22 protein-coding genes, 4 tRNA genes and 1 pseudogene are annotated in these 20,962 nt (G+C 59.7%); 9 read left to right on the forward strand and 18 right to left on the reverse strand.

Annotated features, from left to right (window positions below; genetic code table 11):
- Window positions 1–53 precede the first annotated feature (53 nt).
- On the reverse strand, window positions 54–986 hold the full coding sequence (locus KGA88_RS23350; protein ID WP_110657291.1) for a LysR family transcriptional regulator: 933 nt from the start codon (window positions 984–986) through the stop codon (window positions 54–56).
- Between the two features lie 121 nt (window positions 987–1,107).
- Between KGA88_RS23350 and KGA88_RS23355 the strand changes: the two genes are divergently transcribed.
- Window positions 1,108–1,350, forward strand: a complete 243-nt coding sequence (locus tag KGA88_RS23355) for a DUF2790 domain-containing protein (protein WP_223594580.1) — start codon at window positions 1,108–1,110, stop codon at window positions 1,348–1,350.
- A gap of 8 nt (window positions 1,351–1,358) precedes the next feature.
- Here KGA88_RS23355 and KGA88_RS23360 read toward each other — a convergent pair whose 3' ends face one another.
- From KGA88_RS23360 to KGA88_RS23370, 3 genes are read right to left on the reverse strand one after another with little or no spacing between them, the layout of a single operon-like run.
- Entirely contained in the window at window positions 1,359–2,627 is a 1,269-nt protein-coding gene (locus tag KGA88_RS23360) for an OprD family porin (RefSeq protein ID WP_110657287.1), read from the reverse strand.
- 10 nt (window positions 2,628–2,637) lie between these two features.
- Complete coding sequence (locus KGA88_RS23365; protein ID WP_223594582.1) at window positions 2,638–3,864, reverse strand: benzoate/H(+) symporter BenE family transporter; 1,227 nt, start codon at window positions 3,862–3,864, stop codon at window positions 2,638–2,640.
- 3 nt (window positions 3,865–3,867) lie between these two features.
- Window positions 3,868–5,211: an aromatic acid/H+ symport family MFS transporter gene (locus KGA88_RS23370; protein WP_223594584.1), complete on the reverse strand. Its 1,344-nt coding sequence runs from the start codon at window positions 5,209–5,211 to the stop codon at window positions 3,868–3,870.
- 219 nt (window positions 5,212–5,430) lie between these two features.
- Between KGA88_RS23370 and KGA88_RS23375 the strand changes: the two genes are divergently transcribed.
- The 4 genes from KGA88_RS23375 to KGA88_RS23390 are packed head-to-tail and all read left to right on the forward strand — an operon-like array spanning window position 5,431 to window position 8,167.
- Window positions 5,431–6,057 carry a DUF1780 domain-containing protein gene (locus tag KGA88_RS23375; RefSeq protein ID WP_007970534.1) on the forward strand — a complete coding sequence of 209 codons (627 nt, stop codon included), beginning with the start codon at window positions 5,431–5,433 and terminating at the stop codon, window positions 6,055–6,057.
- On the forward strand, window positions 6,054–6,581 hold the full coding sequence (locus KGA88_RS23380) for an MOSC domain-containing protein (protein ID WP_223594586.1): 528 nt from the start codon (window positions 6,054–6,056) through the stop codon (window positions 6,579–6,581). The genes KGA88_RS23375 and KGA88_RS23380 overlap by 4 nt, the downstream gene beginning before the upstream one ends.
- A gap of 53 nt (window positions 6,582–6,634) precedes the next feature.
- Entirely contained in the window at window positions 6,635–6,808 is a 174-nt protein-coding gene (locus KGA88_RS23385) for a DUF3094 domain-containing protein (RefSeq protein ID WP_007970531.1), read from the forward strand.
- A 60-nt stretch (window positions 6,809–6,868) separates the two neighbouring features.
- On the forward strand, window positions 6,869–8,167 hold the full coding sequence (locus tag KGA88_RS23390) for an NAD(P)/FAD-dependent oxidoreductase (RefSeq protein ID WP_223594588.1): 1,299 nt from the start codon (window positions 6,869–6,871) through the stop codon (window positions 8,165–8,167).
- A 172-nt stretch (window positions 8,168–8,339) separates the two neighbouring features.
- Here the strand turns inward: KGA88_RS23390 and KGA88_RS23395 are convergent.
- The 7 genes from KGA88_RS23395 to rluD form a co-directional block, all read right to left on the reverse strand.
- Window positions 8,340–8,416: transfer RNA gene (locus KGA88_RS23395), tRNA-Pro, on the reverse strand.
- 94 nt (window positions 8,417–8,510) lie between these two features.
- Window positions 8,511–8,586: transfer RNA gene (locus tag KGA88_RS23400), tRNA-Lys, on the reverse strand.
- A gap of 5 nt (window positions 8,587–8,591) precedes the next feature.
- Window positions 8,592–8,668 (reverse strand) — tRNA-Pro (locus KGA88_RS23405).
- A gap of 9 nt (window positions 8,669–8,677) precedes the next feature.
- Window positions 8,678–8,753 (reverse strand) — tRNA-Asn (locus KGA88_RS23410).
- Window positions 8,754–9,053: 300 nt separating this feature from the next.
- Entirely contained in the window at window positions 9,054–11,618 is a 2,565-nt protein-coding gene (gene clpB / locus KGA88_RS23415) for an ATP-dependent chaperone ClpB (RefSeq protein WP_110657277.1), read from the reverse strand.
- A gap of 130 nt (window positions 11,619–11,748) precedes the next feature.
- On the reverse strand, window positions 11,749–12,474 hold the full coding sequence (gene pgeF, locus KGA88_RS23420) for a peptidoglycan editing factor PgeF (protein ID WP_223594590.1): 726 nt from the start codon (window positions 12,472–12,474) through the stop codon (window positions 11,749–11,751).
- On the reverse strand, window positions 12,471–13,433 hold the full coding sequence (gene rluD / locus KGA88_RS23425) for a 23S rRNA pseudouridine(1911/1915/1917) synthase RluD (RefSeq protein ID WP_008052092.1): 963 nt from the start codon (window positions 13,431–13,433) through the stop codon (window positions 12,471–12,473). Before rluD ends, pgeF begins: the two co-directional genes overlap by 4 nt.
- A gap of 151 nt (window positions 13,434–13,584) precedes the next feature.
- On the opposite strand from rluD, the gene KGA88_RS23430 reads away from it, so the two are divergent.
- The 4 genes and pseudogenes from KGA88_RS23430 (at window position 13,585) to KGA88_RS23440 (ending at window position 16,724) form a co-directional block, all read left to right on the forward strand.
- The gene (locus KGA88_RS23430; RefSeq protein WP_110657273.1) at window positions 13,585–14,607 is read left to right on the forward strand and encodes an outer membrane protein assembly factor BamD; all 1,023 of its coding nucleotides are present in this window, start codon (window positions 13,585–13,587) and stop codon (window positions 14,605–14,607) included.
- A 200-nt stretch (window positions 14,608–14,807) separates the two neighbouring features.
- Window positions 14,808–15,041: a PP0621 family protein gene (locus tag KGA88_RS23435; RefSeq protein ID WP_223594592.1), complete on the forward strand. Its 234-nt coding sequence runs from the start codon at window positions 14,808–14,810 to the stop codon at window positions 15,039–15,041.
- A gap of 70 nt (window positions 15,042–15,111) precedes the next feature.
- Window positions 15,112–15,390, forward strand: a pseudogene (locus KGA88_RS31605) (hypothetical protein); the annotation flags it as partial.
- A complete protein-coding gene (locus tag KGA88_RS23440; RefSeq protein ID WP_223594594.1) occupies window positions 15,387–16,724 on the forward strand; it encodes a sigma-54-dependent transcriptional regulator in 1,338 nt (445 codons plus the stop codon). The pseudogene KGA88_RS31605 and the gene KGA88_RS23440, both read left to right, overlap by 4 nt.
- Before the next feature lie 102 nt (window positions 16,725–16,826).
- Here the strand turns inward: KGA88_RS23440 and thiO are convergent, their stop codons facing one another.
- The 7 genes from thiO to KGA88_RS23475 are packed head-to-tail and all read right to left on the reverse strand — an operon-like array spanning window position 16,827 to window position 20,863.
- On the reverse strand, window positions 16,827–17,927 hold the full coding sequence (gene thiO / locus KGA88_RS23445; RefSeq protein WP_223594596.1) for a glycine oxidase ThiO: 1,101 nt from the start codon (window positions 17,925–17,927) through the stop codon (window positions 16,827–16,829).
- Between the two features lie 56 nt (window positions 17,928–17,983).
- The gene (locus KGA88_RS23450; protein WP_110657263.1) at window positions 17,984–18,385 is read right to left on the reverse strand and encodes a type IV pilin protein; all 402 of its coding nucleotides are present in this window, start codon (window positions 18,383–18,385) and stop codon (window positions 17,984–17,986) included.
- A gap of 14 nt (window positions 18,386–18,399) precedes the next feature.
- The gene (locus KGA88_RS23455) at window positions 18,400–18,780 is read right to left on the reverse strand and encodes a hypothetical protein (RefSeq protein WP_223594598.1); all 381 of its coding nucleotides are present in this window, start codon (window positions 18,778–18,780) and stop codon (window positions 18,400–18,402) included.
- Complete coding sequence (locus KGA88_RS23460; RefSeq protein ID WP_223594600.1) at window positions 18,767–19,231, reverse strand: PilX N-terminal domain-containing pilus assembly protein; 465 nt, start codon at window positions 19,229–19,231, stop codon at window positions 18,767–18,769. The genes KGA88_RS23455 and KGA88_RS23460 overlap by 14 nt, the downstream gene beginning before the upstream one ends.
- An 8-nt stretch (window positions 19,232–19,239) precedes the next feature.
- The gene (locus KGA88_RS23465) at window positions 19,240–19,947 is read right to left on the reverse strand and encodes a PilW family protein (protein WP_223594602.1); all 708 of its coding nucleotides are present in this window, start codon (window positions 19,945–19,947) and stop codon (window positions 19,240–19,242) included.
- Window positions 19,944–20,393 carry a type IV pilus modification protein PilV gene (pilV, locus tag KGA88_RS23470; protein ID WP_223594604.1) on the reverse strand — a complete coding sequence of 150 codons (450 nt, stop codon included), beginning with the start codon at window positions 20,391–20,393 and terminating at the stop codon, window positions 19,944–19,946. Before pilV ends, KGA88_RS23465 begins: the two co-directional genes overlap by 4 nt.
- Window positions 20,390–20,863, reverse strand: coding sequence for a GspH/FimT family protein (locus KGA88_RS23475; protein ID WP_223594605.1), 474 nt, complete (start codon window positions 20,861–20,863; stop codon window positions 20,390–20,392). The genes pilV and KGA88_RS23475 overlap by 4 nt, the downstream gene beginning before the upstream one ends.
- Window positions 20,864–20,962: the final 99 nt, after the last annotated feature.

Consider the following 20,962-nt stretch of genomic DNA (forward strand, 5'->3'; position numbering starts at 1 on the left):
GGCGAAAGACAACAGGCACTCAGTCTACACCGCCGCTCGCCTGCCCTTCGACTTCAAGCCCAATGCCGCGAATCGTTCATCACCGCGTCATGTTCGGCGAACAGCTTCGGTAGCTCTGACTTGAGAAAGTCCACCCAGGTGCGCACCTTGGCATCGAGAAAGCGTCGCGAAGGATACAGCGCATACACATTGCGTTCGCGCAGGCGCCATGCTGGTAACACGCGCAGCAAAGTGCCGTCGCTCAAGGGCCGCGTCGCGGTGTAGAACGGCAGCAGGCTGATGCCCATGCCCGCTTCCGAAGCCTTGACCATCGACTCGGCAACATTGCACTGAAAGGTCTTGGCCGGGCAGACGGCGTGCTCGCCGTGCTCGTCCTGGAAAAGCCATTGATCGCTGTACAACGGGTCGAGCATGCGCAGGCATTGATGATCGCTCAGCGCCAGCGGCTGCTGCGGCACGCCCCGACGCTGCAGATAGTCCGGGGAGGCACAGGGCACGCTGTAGATCTGCCCGACGGCTTGCGCAACCATTTGCGAGTCGGCCAGTTCGGGAGCGATCGAAATCACCACATCGTGCCCCTCTTCCAGCGGGTCGGGATTGCGCTGCGACAAGGTCAGCTCGAACACCACATCGGGATAAAGCTCGCTGTAGCGGGCGATCAAGGGCGTGAGCAGCACACCCAGGCCGTTCATGCTGTGCACCCGCAGGCGTCCGGCCGGATTGATATGAGCACCACGGGCCTCGGCCGTCGCCTCATCCATGGCGTCGACGATTTGCCGGCTGCGCAGCAGGAAGCGCTCGCCGGCGTCGGTCAGGCTCAAGCGCCGCGTGGTGCGTTGCAGCAGACGCGCCTGAACATGCTCCTCCAGATCCGCGACCAATCGGGAGACCTGCGCGGTCGACAGATCCAGCGCATCGGCAGCCCCGGTGAAACTGGCGCAGTCCACCACGCGGATGAATACGCGCAAGTTATTAAGCACGTCCATAAGCCCCCCTCGGGCGATCACTGTTACGTTTTATGTAAGGCTGCATCCGCCGTTCGCCCCTTTATCCCTCGGTGGCAAAGACTAAAATTCAGACATCAAAACCGACACGGAGCACGCCAACATGAAAACGTTGATCAGTCTGTTGCTGACCGTTATCGCCACCTCGGCCATGGCCGCCGACAACGAACCCCTCGCGGTCCTGTACAACCCGGAGCAGCCACTGGACATCGCCAGCGTGGTTTCTGTGTCGGACACCGCGACCGCGTGCGGAGTCGTGCCGGCAACCATGGTGTATGTCGATCATCAGGGCCAGACCCACCGCGTGACCTACAACGTCATGGGTGATTGCACCAGCAACCTGTGATCAATGGCTCACAGCAAGGTCCACGTGTAGCTGAGGATCAAGCGGTTCTCGTCGATATCACTGCGATAGTTTGAACGCGCCATCGCGTTGCGCACACGGATGCCCAGGCCTTTGAGGCTGCCGCTCTGCAACACATAGCCGATGTCCAGGTCTCGCTCGCGGTCCTTGCCTTCATAGCCCTTGCCGGTATCGACGTTATTGCCGCTGATGTAGCGCACGGTGCTGGTCAGCCCAGGTACGCCGAGCGCCGCGAAGTCGTAGTCGTAGCGCGCCTGCCAGGAACGTTCATCGGTGAAGGCGAACTCGTAGGTCGGCACTTCGTTGCCCAGTGGCGAGATGTTGGCAAACACCCGTGGGAACGCACTGTCACCGAACATGCCCTGATAGCCGACGTAAAACGTATGGCCGCCACGCTTGGCCGACAGCAACGAGAAGAACGCCTGGTTGTCGATGTTGCCCAGCAGTTTCTTGCCGTCCTCGCGCGAATCGTAGTAACCGAGGTTGGCACCGAGGACCCAGTCGCCCACCGGCTCACTGTGTTTTAAACCCAGAAAACGCTGGTTGTAGATATCTTCCAGTTGCCCGTACCAGGCGCTGACCGAGCTGCGCTTGTCGTTGAAGACATAATCAGCGCCGGCAAAATTGAAACCGTCACTGCTGACCTGGCGCTGCGGCACATGGCCCAACATCGCTTGCATCTTTTCGTCGCCAGCCTCGTTGCGCAGGCTGGTCGAACTCAAGTGACCACCCTGCAGCGTCAGGCCATTGATCTCGTTGGAGGTGATGCTTGCGCCCTGATAACTCGGTGGCAGCAAGCGAATATCGCTGAAGGCCAACACTGGCAGGTTGGGTTGCAGCTCACCGACTTTCAGCTCGGTTTTGGAGTAGCGCATCTTCAACGCGCCTTCCAGGCGGCTGTAGTTGTCCGCCGCGCGGCCGTCGTCCTGCACCGGCAGCAAACCGGTATTGGTCCGGTCCGGAGCGCTGTCGAGCTTAAGGCCGAGCAAGCCGATGACGTCCACTCCAAACCCAACGGTGCCCGGGGTGTATCCGGACTTCACGTTGAGGATGAAACCCTGGGCCCACTCTTCAGCCTTCGATTGCTGGTTGGCACCGACGATGTCGGAATAGTCGCGGCTGAAGTAGTAATTGCGCGCCTGCAACGTCGCGGTGGTGTCTTCGACAAAGCCTTTTTCAGCGGCCATCGTGCCTGTGGATAAACTCGAGACGACAGCCAGGGACAACACCGAACCGGTTGTTGGGAGAATCTGTTTCATCGTTTTTCTCTTATTGTTTTTGATCGACGGGTTGAAGGACTTCAGTTGCAGTGGATTTTCGAAGGGGAACGGGACGACGGGCGCTCAACAGCACATGGGTGACCATGCCGAAAATCAGCCCCCAGAACGCTGCGGACAAACCGAACAACGACATGCCCGAAGCCGTGACCAGGAAGGTCACCAGCGCGGCTTCGCGATCGCTCGGCACCGCCATCGCGCCCGTCAACGCGCCAGCAATGGCGGCGAACAAGGCCAGCCCGGCCAGCGCCGCGATCAACTCCTTGGGGAACGCTGAAAACAGCGAGACTAGCGTGGCGCCGAAGATCCCCAACAGCAGATAGCACAGGCCACCGACAACTCCGGCCACGTAGCGTTTGCGAGGATCTTCGTGGGCTTCGCGACCGGTGCAGATCGCAGCGGTGATGGCCGCCAGATTCAGTCCATGGCACCCGAACGGTGCCAGCAGTGCCGTGCCCAGCGCGCTACTGGCGATGATCGGGCTCGCCGGCGTTGGATATCCACTGGCGCGCAGCACCGCCATGCCGGGCACGAACTGACCGGTCAGCGCCACCATCACCAGCGGCAAGGCGATGTTCAGGATCGCACCCAGGCTGAACTCGGGCGCGATCCACACCGGCGTGGCCAGGCCGATCACCAGCGCTTCACGATGCAATTCACCGGTGAACGCGGCAATCGAACACCCCACCAGCAGCACCATCATCACTGCATAACGTGGCATCACACGCTTGCAGATCAGGTAGCAGGCAAACATCGCCAGGACCAGCAACGGCTTGTGCTGCATCGACACGAACAAGCCGCTGCCGAAACTGAACAGGATCCCCGCCAGCATCGCCGCCGCGATGGCGGCGGGCAGCTTGCTGATGATCCGGTCGAAGGCCCCCGAGACGCCAACCACGAAAATGATCAGGCTGCTGACCAGATATGCCCCCACCGCCTCTGCCATGGAGATGTCCGGCAACAGCGTCACCAGCAACGCCGAGCCCGGTGCCGACCAGGCGATGATCACCGGAACGCGGTAGCGCAGGCTCAAACCAATACCGAGCACGGCGCTGCCAATGGAGATCGCCCAGATCCAGGACGACAACACTTCCCGCGAAAAATGTGCCGCTTCTGCCGCCTGAAAGATGATCACCAACGGGCCGGCATAGGAAATCACCGCGGCAATCAATCCAGCCACGGCGGCTGACAACGAGAAGTCCTGGAAAAACGCTTTCATGATTCAGGCACCGGTCGCTGACAACGCTGGGTTGACGCCAGCAGCGCTGCGTCGGCTGCTGATGGTGAACACGGTCATGGCCAGGGCCGCCACCGCACCGGGCAAGGCAAACGCCATGAAGTTCAGTTGCAAGGGCAAGCTGATCCCGAGCAAGGCACCACCGAGCAGCGGACCGACGATGGCCCCGTTGCGCCCAATGCCCGACGCCCAGCCCAGGCCGGTAGAACGAATCGTCATGGAATAAAACTGCGCGGCGCAGGCGTACAAAAGAATCTGCGAGCCAATGGTGGTGGCACCCGCAATGGCGATCAGCAGGTACAACACCGGCATCGGGCTGTTGAAGCCCAACAGCGTGATCGACACCGCTGCCATGGCGAAAAACACCGACAGCACCCGCGGCAGATTGAGTTTGTCACCCAGCACCCCGCCACCGACCGCGCCGAAGATCGCCCCGAAGTTCAACACCAGCAGGAACGACAGGCTCGAACCCAGGCTGTAACCGGCGTTGGCCATCAGTTTCGGCAACCAGGAACTCAGCGCGTACACCATCAACAGGCAGCAGAAAAACGCCAGCCACAACATCAGCGTGCGCAGCGCACGGCCTTCACGGAACAGCTGCAACACTGGTGTGCCGGTGCCTTTCACTTCGGCCATGTGCAATTGATCAGAGGTTTGCGCGACGTAGGCCGGATCGATGCGCTGAAGAATGTTGCGCGCCTCTTCATTACGCCCCTGACGCAACATGAAGCCCACCGATTCGGGCAGGAAATACATGATCAGAGGCAACAACAGCAACGGCAGGATCGCCACGTAAAACACCGACTGCCAGCCGAAACTCGGGATCAGCACAATGCCCAGGCCGGCGGACAGCATGCCGCCCACCGAGTAACCGCTGAACATGATCGCGACCAGCGTGCTGCGGATTTTTTTCGGCGCGTACTCGTTCATCAGTGCCACGACGTTAGGCATCACGCCGCCAATGCCGAGCCCGGCAATGAAGCGACACAGTCCGAACTCGGTGGGGTTGCGGGCGAAACCGTTGAGCACGGTGAAGCCACTGAAGAGCATCACGCAGATCGTGATGGCTTTTTTGCGACCGATCCTGTCCGACAACGGGCCGAAGAACAGCGCGCCGAACATCATGCCGAACAGTGCATAGCTGCCCAATGCACCCGCTTGCAAAGGACTGAGCCCCCACTCTTTCATCAGCATCGGCAGGACCACGCCGTAGATCACCAGATCGTAACCGTCGAAGATGATGATCAGGGCACACCAGAACAGCACCATCCAGTGAAAGCGGTTGAAACGAGCGTTATCGATAACCTCATGTACGTCGATCTTGCGCATGGCATATATCTCTTGTTGTTGTTTTTTTAGAGCGTCGGTAACACGGCTTACGTCCGTACAGCCGAGGGTAGAGCCGCCCGACACGTGGCAATAGCCAGTGCGCGCAGATCACTATCCGTTTTGTGCAGGGCCCTGAAACGGGCATGGGAACGGAAGGCCATGAGCCTCTCCGACAAATTGTCTTCTTTGCGATCACATTTGAACGCTAAGCTTGGGCCTATGGATGACTCAGATTACTTACGCCTGCTGACCATCGCGGCCGAGCAAGCCAACGCCTTCCTGTCCAATGCCCGCAAATGGGAGCGGGAGCGTTGGGTGTGCCAGCGCCTGCTGCAAGGCTTGAACATCCCCTACCGTGCCGATGAGTTCGCCCCCGCCGGGGAGCCACCGGACGTACTGTTTCGCGATGCCAGTTTCGAGGTGTTCTTCGTCCTCGACGAAGGCCGGCGCCTCAACGACGAATGGCGCGACGAACTGCAGCGCCGCCGCAGCGCCTTTTCCCTAAGCCAGCTGGTGCGCCGAGAGGCCAAGCCCCGACGCATCCCCGCCAACGAGTTCTTGCTGCGATTGGCGCCGACCTTGCGCAAAAAAGCGCACAACTACAAAGAACGCGGCATGGATCTGGGTGAGCTGGACATCATTGCCTTCGCCAGCCTCAAACGCGAAGTGCTGGATCTCAACAGCCATTTCCCGCCGCCGACCGAATACCTGCGCCAGGGCTGGCGTTCGTTGTCATTGGTCGGACCGACCTTCGCCCGCGTGCTGTTCGCCCACCCGGATGCACCGGACTTCTTGCGCAGCAACCTGGGGCGCAGCATTGTGTTCGACGTCGGGATCAGTTTGTGAGCCCGCTGCAGGAACTGATCGCCGAGGTGCCGCAACAAGGTCGTGTGCGCTGGATCGGCGTGCGCCCGCAATCACGTTCGCAGATGTTTGAACTCGATGCCGTGGAAGCGCGCCTGGAGGCCGGCCTGACCGGCGACCACGCCCGCGCCGGCGTGCGCAATGCGCGGCAGGTGACGCTGATTCAGTGGGAGCACCTGGCTGTGATCAGCTCATTGATGGGGCGAGCGCAGGATCATCCGGTCCGGCCTGAAGATCTGCGGCGCAATCTCGTTATCAGTGGCATCAATCTATTCAGCCTCAAGGGCCGTCGCTTCCGGATTGGCCAGGCAACGTTCGAAACCACTGGCTGGTGCCAACCCTGTGCACGCCTTGAAAGCAACCTGGGCATCGGCACCTTTCAGGCCGTGCGCGGACATGGCGGAATCACCGCCCGGGTGTTACAAAGTGGAATCATTCGCCTGGACGATATCGTCAGCGTCGAACCCATTGCGGACAGCGGCTATGCTGCGTTCAATCCCGGATAAAAACACTGTAGCTTCTACACATTCAGCAACGTCTACCCCTGACGAGGCCCGATATGACCAGCCGCCTGAACCCCGACGACCAAAAGCATGTCGAAGAGTACCTGCAGTTGTCCCAGCACCAAGTCGAGCGCCGGCCTTTCCGGCCGTGGATGCTCCTTGTACTGGTATTGGCAGTGACCATTGGTCTGGGCCTGTTGAGCCGACTTATCAGTTACCTGACGCTATGAGCTGCCTTGCGCTCGCTTGGGTAACCGTACCGATTTCCTTTAGCCTTGCGAGTTATCCCCATGTCCCATCGTATTGTCATTGTCGGCGGCGGCGCCGGCGGTCTGGAGTTGGCTACCCGTCTGGGTAAGACTCTGGGCAAACGCGGCACGGCCAGTGTGATGCTGGTCGACGCGAACCTGACCCACATCTGGAAACCGTTGTTGCACGAAGTGGCGGCCGGCTCCCTGAACTCTTCCGAAGACGAACTCAACTATGTGGCCCAGGCCAAATGGAACCACTTCGAGTTCCAGCTGGGGCGCATGAGCGGGCTCGATCGCGCGAAGAAAAAAATCCAGCTGGCCGCTACCTATGACGAAGCCGGTCTGGAACTGGTACCGGCCCGCGAAGTGCCTTACGACTCGCTGGTGATTTCCGTCGGCAGCACCACCAACGATTTCGGCACCCAGGGCGCGGCGCAGCACTGCCTGTTCCTCGACACCCGCAAACAGGCCGAGCGCTTCCACCAGCAACTGCTCAATCACTATTTACGCGCTCACGCTGGTCAGACCGACACGATCGAGCAAATCAGCGTGGCCATCGTCGGCGCCGGCGCCACCGGGGTCGAACTGGCCGCCGAACTGCACAACGCCGCCCATGAATTGGCAGCCTATGGCCTGGACCGGATCAAACCGGAAAACATGCACATCACCCTGATCGAAGCCGGTCCACGCGTCCTGCCGGCGCTGCCCGAGCGGATTGGCGGACCTGTGCATAAAACCCTGGAGAAACTCGGGGTCAACGTCATGACCAATGCTGCGGTCAGCGAAGTGACGGCCGACAGCCTGATCACCGCCGATGGCAAAGTGATCAACGCTAGCCTGAAGGTCTGGGCCGCGGGGATTCGCGCACCGGGTTTCCTCAAGGACATCGATGGCCTGGAAACCAACCGCATCAATCAGCTGCAGGTGCTGCCGACCCTGCAAACCACCCGTGACGAAAATATCTTTGCATTCGGTGACTGCGCCGCCTGCCCGCAACCAGGCACCGACCGCAATGTGCCGCCACGTGCCCAGGCCGCGCATCAACAGGCGTCGTTGCTGGCCAAATCGCTGAAACTGCGCATCGAAGGCAAGGCACTGCCGGAGTACAAATACACCGACTACGGCTCGCTGATCTCGCTGTCGCGTTTTTCGGCTGTGGGTAACTTGATGGGCAACCTCACCGGCAGCGTGATGCTCGAAGGCTGGCTGGCGCGGATGTTCTACGTGTCGCTGTACCGCATGCACCAGATGGCGTTGTACGGGCCGTTCCGCACGGCAATGCTGATGCTGGGCAGCAAGATTGGGCGCGGGACTGAGCCACGCTTGAAACTGCACTAAACGAACCTTGTGGGAGCGGGCTTGCTCGCGAAGAGGCCGTGTCATTCAACTTTATGTCGACTGACACACTGCCTTCGCGAGCAAGCCCGCTCCCACATTGGCTTTGCGGCGTTCTTGAGTTTCCTATGGACAAAAAAAATCCCCGTATCTTTCGATACGAGGATTTTTAATATGGTCGGGGTAAGGGGATTCGAACTCCTGACATCCTGCTCCCAAAGCAGGCGCGCTACCGGACTGCGCTATACCCCGGTAAAAAAAAGGCACCCTTGAAGGCGCCTTCTTCGATCAGCGCTTTTGGCCTCTGATCTTAAGATTCGATTCCAGCGTTAACTGGTTTCAAAAATGGTGGGTCGTGTGGGATTCGAACCTACGACCAATTGGTTAAAAGCCAACTGCTCTACCAACTGAGCTAACGACCCAAAAATGGTCGGGGTAAGGGGATTCGAACTCCTGACATCCTGCTCCCAAAGCAGGCGCGCTACCGGACTGCGCTATACCCCGGTTTGAAATTGGCTCCGTGACCAGGACTCGAACCTGGGACCCAATGATTAACAGTCATTTGCTCTACCGACTGAGCTATCACGGAACTACACATTTCAATTTACAACTTTGAAGCTTTACTGCGTTCTCTTCGACCCGTTCGCATCGCTGCGTTCGTGTGTCTGAGGCGCGCTATTCTACAATCTTCAGCACCTCTGTCAACCCCCTAAATTGCTTTCAAGTTAATGATTTGCAACTTATTTTGGATTCCTGCTTGGGGAGCGGAAACCCTGGCGGGTGACTTACTGCGGGGCGCACTTTACAAGCCTTTTCCTTTGAGTTCAACAGCCTAACGAAAAAAAGGCCTCGTTATGCGAGGCCTTTTCGATTTTGCCGCCGTAATGGATCAGACGAAGACGATTTCGTCGTTTTCCACCACACCGTGAGCGGTATCGCCCGGCATGAATCGACCGGACAGGATCAACTGCGCCAGCGGGTTCTCGATCCAGCGCTGGATCGCTCGCTTGAGCGGCCGTGCGCCGTATACCGGGTCGTAACCGACCGCGATCAGCTTGTCCATCGCCTCAGGGCTGAGATCGAGCTTCAGCTCGCGCTCGGTCAGGCGGCTGCGCAGACGACCCAGCTGGATTTCGGTGATACCGGCAATCTGATCCCGCGCCAACGGCTCGAAGATCACCACTTCGTCGACCCGGTTAATGAACTCCGGCCGGAAGTGCGTGGAGATCGCATCCATCACCGCTGCACGCTGCGCCTCACGGTCACCGACCAGCTCCTGGATCTGCACCGACCCCAGGTTGGAAGTCATGACAATCACGGTATTCTTGAAATCCACCGTGCGGCCATGGCTGTCGGTCAGACGACCATCCTCGAGCACTTGCAGCAAAATGTTGAACACATCCGGGTGCGCCTTCTCGACTTCGTCCATGAGGATCACCGAATACGGCTTGCGACGTACGGCCTCGGTCAGGTAACCGCCCTCTTCATACCCCACGTACCCTGGTGGCGCACCGATCAAGCGAGCCACGGAGTGTTTCTCCATGAACTCGGACATGTCGATCCGCACCATCGCCTCTTCAGTATCAAAGAGGAATTCGGCCAGGGCCTTGCACAGCTCGGTTTTACCGACACCGGTCGGGCCGAGGAACATGAACGAGCCGCTCGGCCGGTTCGGGTCGGACAACCCGGCGCGGGAACGCCGCACCGCGTTGGAGACCGCCACGACCGCTTCATCCTGGCCAATCACACGCTGGTGCAACAGGCTTTCCATCTTCATCAGCTTGTCGCGCTCGCCTTCGAGCATCTTTGACACCGGAATACCGGTCCACTTCGACACCACTTCGGCGATCTCTTCTTCAGTCACCTTGCTGCGCAGCAACTGGTTTTCGGCTTTGCCATGCTGGTCGACCATTTGCAGGCTGCGCTCCAGGTCCGGGATGACCCCGTACTGCAACTCGGCCATGCGGTTCAGGTCGCCTTTGCGACGGGCCGCTTCCAGCTCCTGACGGGACTGTTCGATTTTCTGCTGGATCTGCGCAGAACCCTGGACTTCGGCTTTTTCCGAGTTCCAGATTTCTTCGAGATCCGAGTACTCACGCTCATGACGAGCGATTTCTTCCTGCAATTTTTCCAGACGCTTCTTCGCCGCGTCGTCGCTTTCTTTCTTCAGCGCCTGGGATTCCACCTTCAACTGAATCAGGCGACGCTCCAGACGGTCCAGCACTTCCGGCTTGGAGTCGATCTCCATGCGGATGCGGCTGGCGGCCTCGTCGATCAGGTCGATGGCCTTGTCGGGCAGCTGCCGGTCAGTGATGTAACGATGACTGAGCTTGGCCGCGGCAATGATCGCGCCGTCGGTGATCGCCACCTTGTGGTGAACCTCATAGCGCTCTTTGAGGCCACGCAGGATGGCGATGGTGTCCTCTTCGCTAGGCTCATCCACCAGCACTTTCTGGAAGCGTCGCTCGAGAGCGGCGTCCTTCTCTATATATTGGCGGTACTCGTTGAGCGTGGTCGCACCAACGCAATGCAGCTCTCCGCGCGCCAATGCCGGCTTGAGCATGTTGCCCGCATCCATCGAGCCTTCGCCCTTACCGGCGCCGACCATGGTGTGCAGTTCGTCGATGAACAGGATGATCTGCCCTTCCTGCTTCGACAGTTCATTGAGCAGGGATTTCAGGCGCTCCTCGAACTCACCGCGATACTTGGCACCGGCGATCAGCGCCCCCATGTCCAGGGACAACAGGCGCTTGCCCTTGAGGCCGTCCGGCACTTCACCATTGATGATGCGCTGGGCCAGGCCTTCGGCGATGGCGGTTTTACCCACGCCAGGCTCACCGATCAGCACCGGGTTGTTCTTGGTGCGACGTTGCAGCACTTGGATGGTCCGGCGAATTTCGTCGTCACGGCCGATCACCGGATCGAGCTTGCCGTCTTCGGCGCGCTTGGTCAGGTCGACGGTGTACTTATCCAGCGCCTGTCGCGCTTCTTCGTGGTTCGGATCATTGACGGCCTCGCCACCACGCAGGTTGTTGATCGCATTTTCCAGGGCTTTCTTGCTCACACCCTGGCCGAGCAACAGCTTGCCGAGCTTACTGTTCTCGTCCATGGCCGCGAGCAGCACCAGCTCACTGGAGATGAACTGGTCGCCCTTTTGCTGGGCCAGACGGTCGGCCTGGTTGAGCAACCGCGCCAGATCCTGCGACATGTTCACGTCACCGGTCGGATTCTGGATTTTCGGTAGCTGGTCGAGCTCTTTGGTCAGCTCTTTACGCAGGCTGTTGACGTCGAAGCCCACCTGCATCAGCAGGGGCTTGATCGAGCCGCCCTGCTGTTCGAGCAAGGCTTGCATCAAGTGCGCCGGTTCAATGGCCGGATGATCGAGGCCGACAGCCAGGGATTGGGCATCGGACAACGCTAACTGCAATTTGCTGGTTAAACGGTCTATACGCATGGGTCACCTTCCTTTTGAGCAGGCCGGACCTATAAAACATCCTGAATGAAGAAACCTGCCAGATACCACAATAGATGTGGTCGATTCTGGGAGTTTCAAGCGTCGTGACGTTGATGCAGGTCAGGGAAGCTTAGCGGGCGAGCCAGATAAGAGAGGCAAATCGGCCAGTGCGAGGGGCGCGGCGATAGGAAAAGAAACGTGGATCGGTCACGGTGCAGAAACCGCCACCGTAGACAGCTGTGACGCCACGAGCTGCCAGGCGCAGACGCGCCAGCATATAGATGTCGGCCATGAACTTGCCGGGGTTTTGACTCCGCACGAAGGCTTCAGCCGCTTGCGGCAACTGCTGCACGAAGGTTTCGCGAACTTCCGGGCCGACTTCGAAGGCTTGCGGACCGATGGCCGGGCCGAGCCAGACCAATACCTCGGCAGGTGGCACCGCCAGACTGTCGAGGGTGGCTTCCAGCACACCAGCCGCCAACCCGCGCCAACCGGCATGAGCTGCAGCGACACGGGTGCCGGCACGGTCGCAAAACAGCGCAGGCAGGCAATCGGCGGTCATCGCCGCACAGGCGACGCCTGGCGTTGATGTCCAACTGGCATCAGCCGTATCCACCCGGCCAGGGTCGGCATGGGCCACGACGATGCCGTGGACCTGCTGCAGCCAGGCCGGTTGAATCGAGAAATGATCGGTAAGACGACGGCGATTCTCGGCAACAGCTTCAGGGCTGTCGTCGACGTGATCACCGAGGTTGAGGCTGTCGAACGGCGCCACACTGACGCCGCCCGCACGGGTGGTGACGCAGGCTTTGACCCCGGCCGGCGCGGGCCAGTCAGGAATCAGCCAGTCACTCATCCGATGAACGCCTCACGGTCTTGCTTGAGCAGGGTCAGCAACCAGACGAAATCTTCCGGCAATGGCGACTCCCAGCTCATGCGCTGACCGGTGGTCGGATGATCCAGTTCCAGGAAACGCGCATGCAGCGCCTGACGCGGGAAGTTTTTCAGCGACTCGACCATGGTTGGGTTGGCTGCCGGCGGGATACGGAAACGACCACCGTAGGCAGGATCTCCGACCAACGGGTAGTTGATGTGCGCCATGTGCACGCGAATCTGGTGCGTACGGCCGGTTTCCAGCTTCACCCGCACATGGGTGTGGGAGCGGAAACGCTCGAGCACGCGGTAATGGCTGACGGCTTGCTTGCCACCTTCCATCACGGCCATGCGCTGGCGTTGCTGGCCATGACGACCGATCGGCGCGTTGATCTTGCCACCGGCTGTCACCACACCGATCACGATGCACTCGTAGATCCGGCTGACGCTGCGGCTCTGCAACTGTGTAACCAGCTGCGTCTGCGCTTGAATGGTCTTGGCCACCACCATCAGACCGGTGGTGTCCTTGTCCAGGCGATGCACGATACCGGCGCGGGGCACATTGATGATGTCCGGCACGTGGTGCAGCAAGGCGTTGAGCAAGGTGCCGTCGGCATGACCGGCAGCCGGGTGCACCACCAGGCCCGCAGGCTTGTTGATCACCAGGATGTCGTCGTCTTCGTAGACGATGTCCAGGGCAATGTCTTGAGCGACCCATTCGCCCTGAGCTTCCTGCTCGGCAGTCAACTCAAGGATGGCGCCGCCATGGACGATGTCTCGCGGGCGGATAACCGCCCCATCCACAGTCAGGCGGCCGTCTTTGATCCAGGCGGAAAGGCGCGAGCGCGAGTGCTCAGCGAATAATTGTGCGGCGACTTGATCGAGGCGTTGGCCGCCCAATTCGGACGGCACCTCTGCGCGAAGTTCAATTTTATCGGACATGCTCAGACTAGGCGTCGGCACAGCCTTTGGTTTCGGCTGCGCGCTTGTGGTTAAATACGGCGTCTTTTGCCCCGAGGCTATTCAACGGGGCGCTCATCATAACAGGACGGCCACGCCCAAGACAGCGGCCGTCATAGGGACGCAAGCCGCCATGCAAGTGAAACACCTGCTGCTGATCGCCATCCTCGCATTGACCGCTGCTTGCTCATCGAAGGAAGTCGTAGACGAAAACCTCAGTGAAGTCGAGCTGTACCAACAGGCTCAAAATGACCTGGACAACAGTAGCTACACCAGTGCCATCGCCAAGCTGAAGGCTCTGGAATCGCGTTATCCGTTCGGTCGTTATGCCGATCAGGCACAACTCGAGCTCATCTACGCCAACTACAAGAACACCGAGCCAGAGGCTGCAAAGTCCGCTGCGGAGCGTTTCATTCGCCTGCACCCACAGCATCCGAACGTCGATTACGCCTACTACCTCAAGGGCCTGACTTCTTTCGACCAGGACGTCGGCCTGCTCGCTCGCTTCCTGCCGCTGGACATGACCAAGCGTGACCCGGGCGCCGCCCGCGACTCCTATAACGAGTTCGCCCAGCTGACCAGCCGCTTCCCGAACAGCCGCTACGCGCCAGACGCCAAGCAGCGCATGATTTATCTGCGCAACCTGTTGGCGGCCTATGAAATTCACGTAGCCGACTACTACCTGACCCGTCAGGCCTATGTCGCCGCGGCGAACCGTGGTCGTTACGTGGTGGAAAACTTCCAGGAAACCCCTTCGGTCGGCGACGGCCTGGCGGTGATGACCGAGGCCTACCAGCGCCTGCACCTGGATGAGCTGGCTGCCACCAGCCTGGAAACACTGAAGCTCAACTACCCGAACCACCCGACGCTGGTGGACGGTCAGTTCGTACCGACCGTGGCCGAAGCCGACAACCGTTCGTGGCTGAGCAAGGCGACCCTGGGCCTGATCGAGTCCAGTCCGCCACTGCCACCGGGCGAAACCCGCGCCAACCAGGACGTACAGAAGCAGTTCCAGGACGCCAAGGACGCAATCCCGGCCGAGCTCAAGCCTAAAGACGGCAATGGCGACGCGATCGAAGAAGAAAATCACGAAGCGGAAGGCAACAACAGTGACCGCTCGTGGTTCAGCTACATGACCTTCGGCGTGTTCGACTGACACATCGGGTTGTGCAAAAAGGGTGACTTGTAGGAGCGAGCTTGCTCGCGATGGACGTCAACGTTAACGCGCTTTGTCTGAATAAACGCGTCGTCCTTGAGACCATCGCGGGCAAGCTCGCTCCTACATAAGCTATTAGACTGTGCGCTGGCCATGTCCTTGGCTAAACTGCCGCTTCATCAATCAAAAAGCAGCTCACCATGCTTCGTCTATTGTTCTGGATTGCCCTGATTGCCGCTGCAGTATGGTTCTGGCGCAGATTCAAGGGTCAGGCTTCCAACCCCAGGTCCCCTGCCGAACGGGAAGCGGCGCCCATGGTCCGTTGCGCCCATTGCGGTGTTCACCTGCCCCGTGACCGCGCGCTGAGCCTCGACCAACGCTGGTATTGCAGCCAGGCCCATCTCGAGCAAGACAAGGGCTCCAGCGGCCGCTGAGACTTCACCCGATCTGGCGACCGGTTGAGGACTATCGCGCACACCCAAGGAACTGAAAGGCGTCGAATGACGTCTGACGCAGATTATTCAAGACCAAACTCTGCGAATGAACCGGGTAATCGAAAACGTCCTGCACCTGCATCGTCGTGAGCAAATGTCGCCGCTACGGCTCGACCTGAAATCACTGGAAATACTCGATAATGAAGCCCCAGCCCCCTGTAACAAGGGCCTGGGGCTTTATCGGTCCGGCCAGCCGGGCGAAAGCACTCTGTCCCGCCTAGACTTCAAGGCACGCCAGGAAAGCGGCTGCTTTTGCATGACCTTTGCTCACGGACGGAACCTACGTTGAACACGAGACCACGGCAAAAAGTCTTGATCGTCGATGACGAACCAGACATTCGCGAACTCCTGGAAATCACCCTGGGAAGGATGAAACTGGAGACGTTCAACGCCCGCAACGTCGGCGAAGCGCACTCCCTGCTAAAACGCGAAACCTTCGATCTATGCCTGACCGACATGCAGTTGCCGGATGGTACCGGCCTGGAGTTGGTGCAACACATCCAGCAACGCCACCCTCAGGTCCAGGTGGCAATGATCACCGCTTACGCCAGTCTCGAAACCGCAATCAACGTGCTCAAGGCCGGGGCGTTCGACTTCCTGACCAAACCGGTGGACCTTACGCGCCTGCGTGAACTGGTCACCAGCGCCCTGGTGCTTCCTGCCCGCGGGGTCGGCATCGATCGTCGCTTGCTGGGCGACTCATTGCCTATGCGCAACCTGCGCAAACACATCAGCAAACTGGCCAGCAGCCATGCGACGGTCTACATCAGTGGAGAATCCGGTAGCGGCAAGGAGTTGGTCGCGCGCCTGATCCATGATCAAAGCCCTCGCGCCAATCAGCCGTTCATCCCGATCAACTGCGCGGCGATTCCCTCCGAACTGTTGGAGAGCGAGTTTTTCGGCCATCGCAAAGGCAGTTTCAGCGGCGCTATCGAAGACAAACCCGGCCTGTTCCAGACGGCACACGGCGGTACCCTGCTGCTCGACGAAGTGGCTGACCTGCCGTTGACCATGCAAGTCAAACTGCTGCGCGCGATTCAGGAGAAAGCCGTACGCAGTGTCGGCGGACAGCAGGAAGTGGCGGTGGATGTGCGCATTCTCTGCGCCACCCACAAGGACCTTGGCGCTGAAGTCGCCGCCGGACGATTTCGCCATGACCTTTACTACCGCTTGAACGTGATCGAACTCCGGGTACCGCCCTTGCGCGAGCGTCGTGATGACATCGAAATGCTCGCCAACTACATACTCAAGCGACTGGCCGCCGATTCCGGTCAACCCGCGACGAGACTCCGCCCCCAAGCCCTCGATGCACTGAAAAGCTATCGCTTCCCGGGTAATGTGCGGGAACTGGAAAACATGCTCGAACGAGCGCACACATTGTGTGAGAACAATCAGATCGAAGCCGGCGACCTGCGCCTGGCTGAAGGCAACTGCGGGGCTGAAGGTGGCGTGCCAGACCTGACCCGGATCGACAACCTGGAAACCTACCTGGAAAACGTCGAACGCCAACTGCTGCTCCAGGCCCTGGAAGAAACCCGCTGGAACCGCACGGCGGCGGCTCAGCGGTTGAATCTGTCATTCAGGTCGATGCGCTACAGACTCAAGAAGTTTGGCCTGGATTGACTCTCTCTTCGCGAGCAAGCCCGCTCCCACACTGGATTTGCGATCGACACAAACCTCATGTGGGAGCGCGAAGAGGCCCTGTCAGTCGACAACCCTCTAAAATCAGAGTCGCCCGGCAGGCGCATAAGGCGCCGGATCGATGATCGGCGCACGGCCCAGCATCACATCGGCAAACAACTGGCATGACGCCGGCGCCAACACCAGGCCATTACGGTAATGCCCGCAGTTAAGCCAGAGCCCGTCAAACCCCGGCACCGGGCCGATATAAGGAATGCCCTCGGGTGAACCCGGGCGCAAGCCAGCCCAATGTCCCACCACTTCGGCATCGGCCAGCGCCGGGATCAACTCCACCGCGGACGCCTTCAGGCTTTCCAGCGCCGACCCGGTTGGCGTCTTGTCAAAGCCTTCATGCTCCAGCGTACTGCCGATCAGTATGTGCCCGTCGCGCCGGGGAATCGCATAACGGCCCTTGGCCAGGACCATGCTCGGCAGGAAATCCGCCGCACACTTGTAGAGAATCATCTGCCCTTTCACCGGCTCGACCGGCAGCGTCAGATCAAGACACTTGAGCAAATCACCGCTCCAGGCCCCCGCCGTCAGGACGACTTGATCGCCCAGGACAGCACCTGTGGAGGTCTGCACGCCAACCACTTTATTGCCGTCACGAACAAACCCGCTGACTTCACACTGCTCATGGATCGTCACGTTCGGCAGCGCCAGCAAAGCAGCCTTGAGAGACTTCACTAGCCGCGGATTGCGCACGTTGGCGACGTCGGCCATGTAGATCGCCCGGGAAAAACCGCTGCCCAGTACCGGCACGGCGTCGTGTGCTGCCGAGATATCAACAGCACTCAATGGACGGTTTTCCCGGGCAGCCCATGCCAGGGCTTCAGCCTCGTCATCCAGATCCAGCCAGTACAGACCGGTGGTGTGCACCTCAGGATCAACGCCGGTAGCGGCAAACAAGCGCTCGCCCAGTTGTGGATAAAAGTCCTGGGACCAGTGAGCCAACGCGGTGACCGCCGGGCTGTAGCGCCACGGGTAAAGTGGCGAAACGATACCGCCGCCGGCCCAGGACGACTCCTGGCCGACGTTGGAGCGATCCAGCAGCACAACGCTTTGCACCTCGGAGGCGAGGTTGAAGGCCGTCAGCAAGCCAATCACCCCACCGCCGACAATCACCACTTGCTGTTGCCTGGTCATGTTCTGATCCAATCGTTAAATAGACAGAGGGTGCAAAAGGCACCCGAAAAAGAATCTCAGCGCCCCCAGCAGTCTTTGCTGGTCAGGCCGGATTTTGCGTTGACCATGCCCAGGACACCAGTGTTGGTGATGGTCAGATCACCGCACTTGTCAGCAGCCATGCTCGAGCCAGCCTTGCGCACCGCCGTCAGCAGAAAGGTCTGGTCGGTCAGGGTCGGTGTGATGCTGTAGTAATCATTGCCAGCGCTGAGGCCCGTCGCATCGGTGTAGACATTTTTCTGCGAATAGAAACGCTCCAGAAGCTGCGCCTGCTCCGAGAGCAGACCGGTCACTTCTGCGCGACGGCCCTTGTTCAGGTACTCGGTGAAACTCGGGGCAGCAATGGTCATGACAATCCCGATGATCGCAATCACGATCATGATTTCGATCAGGGTAAAACCGCGGTTGGAACTACGCATGCCTCAACTCTCACTTACTGTATTTGTCGCCACATGATGCGACGGCTGCCGCCGGATTTTTCCATCCCCGGACTATCGTCGCCAGCGGAATTGTCGCTGGCGTCCTGTGTTGAATGCTCTCCAACAAAGATCACGCCTTCGGACAGCGAGTCGACGTTGTCGACCACGCCATCTTCGTTGCTGTCGAGCATCTTAACGCTGATCGCCTCGGGCAGCTTCAGGCAGACAGCTTTCAAGCCCTGATTACCGTGGTAGAACCCGTACCAGTTGCCATTCGCCAGGCAGGTTGGCCGGTTCAGCGCTGGCGAATCCGCTGATGCGGCGGCGTGCGCCGACAGGCCTAGCGTGACCACGATACCCACCAGTGCTGACCACAGTCGCTCAGTACTTCGCATAGATACTCTCCACCACACTGCGCGAGTGACCCGCGATGCCGACTGCCGTCACCCGATACAAGGTCGCCTGGGTATTGATGGGCACATTCACCGCACCCCGGCTGTCGCCGATGTTTTGCACCCCGTAAAAGCCATTGCCCGAGGCAACCCAGGTCACTCCGGAAGAGGCGTTGAAACCGGCAGCGGTAATGCTCGAGGACTCGGAGGGCGGTGCACATTGAATGATGCCGCTGCAAACAGGAAGTGCATAACTGTCCCTTTGCACCGTACTTTCTCCCACCCGCAATGCGGCTTCGGCAATCTGAAATGACTGGTTGCGCAAGGCGACGCTGCCGGCCATTTTTTCCTGCAGGGTGGCACTCTGCATCGATGAAAGACCAATCAGCGTCAACAAGAGCAAGAACACCAGACTGACCAGCAACGCCATGCCGCGCTGGGTGCAATACGTCATGGGCCCCCTCATGGCAAGCGATTGCGCAGAGCGGCAACCACGTTGAAGGTTTGATCGCTCACCCGGTGGTTCGGATCGGTGAGGGTCAGGCTCAGGCGAACGCTTCGAATCAGCGCAGGGTCCGGCGGGTTGCTGCTGTAGCGTGAAGCAGCCAGGTCAGTGGCCGTGCTGGCCAGGCCGAAGCTCACGTCAAACGCCTCCACGTGGTCCACCAGTACCTGTGGATTGGCATCCCCTCCCTTCAGGAGCAGTTGGTTGTTGCTGAAGCTGTAAGTCAGCTGCCGTATCGGAAAGGCCAGTTCCCCTGCCACCGGGGTCCGGCTTTTGCTGTAGGCCGTCGAATGACTTCGACAATCGGAAAGAACGGTCCAGTCCGGGCTGCTGCCGTTGCCACCCACATCCGTCGTCACCAGAGTCAACTTGCGGCCGCCATTGTCCCAGCGAATCGGCGTTAGCTGACTGGCATGGAAATCGCGCTTCTTACTCGCATCGGTGATCGTTTCCAGGCAACCGAACATCCCGACCATGCGGATTTCCTGAATCATTTTGCTCAACACGAAACGTGCGTCCTCCTGCATGTTCGCGGCCGCATTCTGGCTGAGATAAGTGTTTTTGGCCGCGATGAAAACCTGCACCACGCCCAGCACTACGATCAGGCTCAAGGCCAGGGCGATCAGCAACTCGACCAGGCCAAAGCCTCTGCTACGACGACTCACGGGGTCACCACCGGATCAACGGCCGTGCGGCTGGTCAGAACGAAGCTGCGCCGCGAGTCGGCAGCATTCGCAGCCCGTGAGTCGTCCCAGGCAATGGTGATGGTATACAGCTGCTGATTGACGGTGACACTGCCCGTCGCGGTGGCGCCGAGTGAGCTGACAACGTTGGCGTTGAAATCAAACAAGTCCTTATCCCGGGTAACGTCCGGGTTGCCCGAAGCGGGTGGCGAAATGGTGTAGTCCGCAGCGGCGTTGGCGCGAATGCGGTCCATCATGTCGTAGGCGATAAAACTGGCCTGACTGGTCATGCGCGCACTGTCCGTGTACTTCAGTGCATTGAGCAGAAACGCCGCCGCCCCCAGCAACCCCACGCCCAGAATGACTAACGCCACCAGGACTTCGACCAGCGTCATGCCGTCCTGCGTGCTTTGCATCCCTGCCCTCATCCGCAATCTCCCCCCAATAGAATTCGTCCGTTCAAACACACGGTCAGCGTCCTGCTTTGTGCGCCCCGTCCATATCTGATCACCACCTCCGAGGACGGCGACGACAATCCACCCATGCCGTTGAAATCGATGGCGGTGACGCCTGAGGTTAGCGCCAGAGTTGCACCGCTGCTCATCGCCGGAACAACCCGCAATACATTGGCCAAAGCGCCAGTACCGTCGTAAATCGCCAGCTCCCTGCTCCAGACATCCCCTCCGGCCGTCGGGCGCACCCGTGTGGTGTTGCCCCGCTCGATGGCTTCGAGCCGGGCAAAATTCAGGGCTCGTCGCAGGTCCGCAATTTCCGTATCGGCCCTGGTTGTTTGTGTCGAGCGGGTAAACCCCGGGACAGCCAGAGTCAGCAGAATCAGAAGGATCGCGAGCGCGACCAGCAACTCGATCAGCGTGAAACCTTTTGTACGATGCTCCATCGGGGCCTTCTGTTTCCTTCGGCTATACCTGCTCTTGCGCGGCACTACATTCGAACAAGCGGTGCGGTGCCATTTCTCGCGCAGGGATTGCGCGAGCCA

Origin of the sequence: Pseudomonas sp. A-R-19, from assembly GCF_019956575.1 — a bacterium.
Classification (GTDB): Bacteria; Pseudomonadota; Gammaproteobacteria; order Pseudomonadales; family Pseudomonadaceae; genus Aquipseudomonas.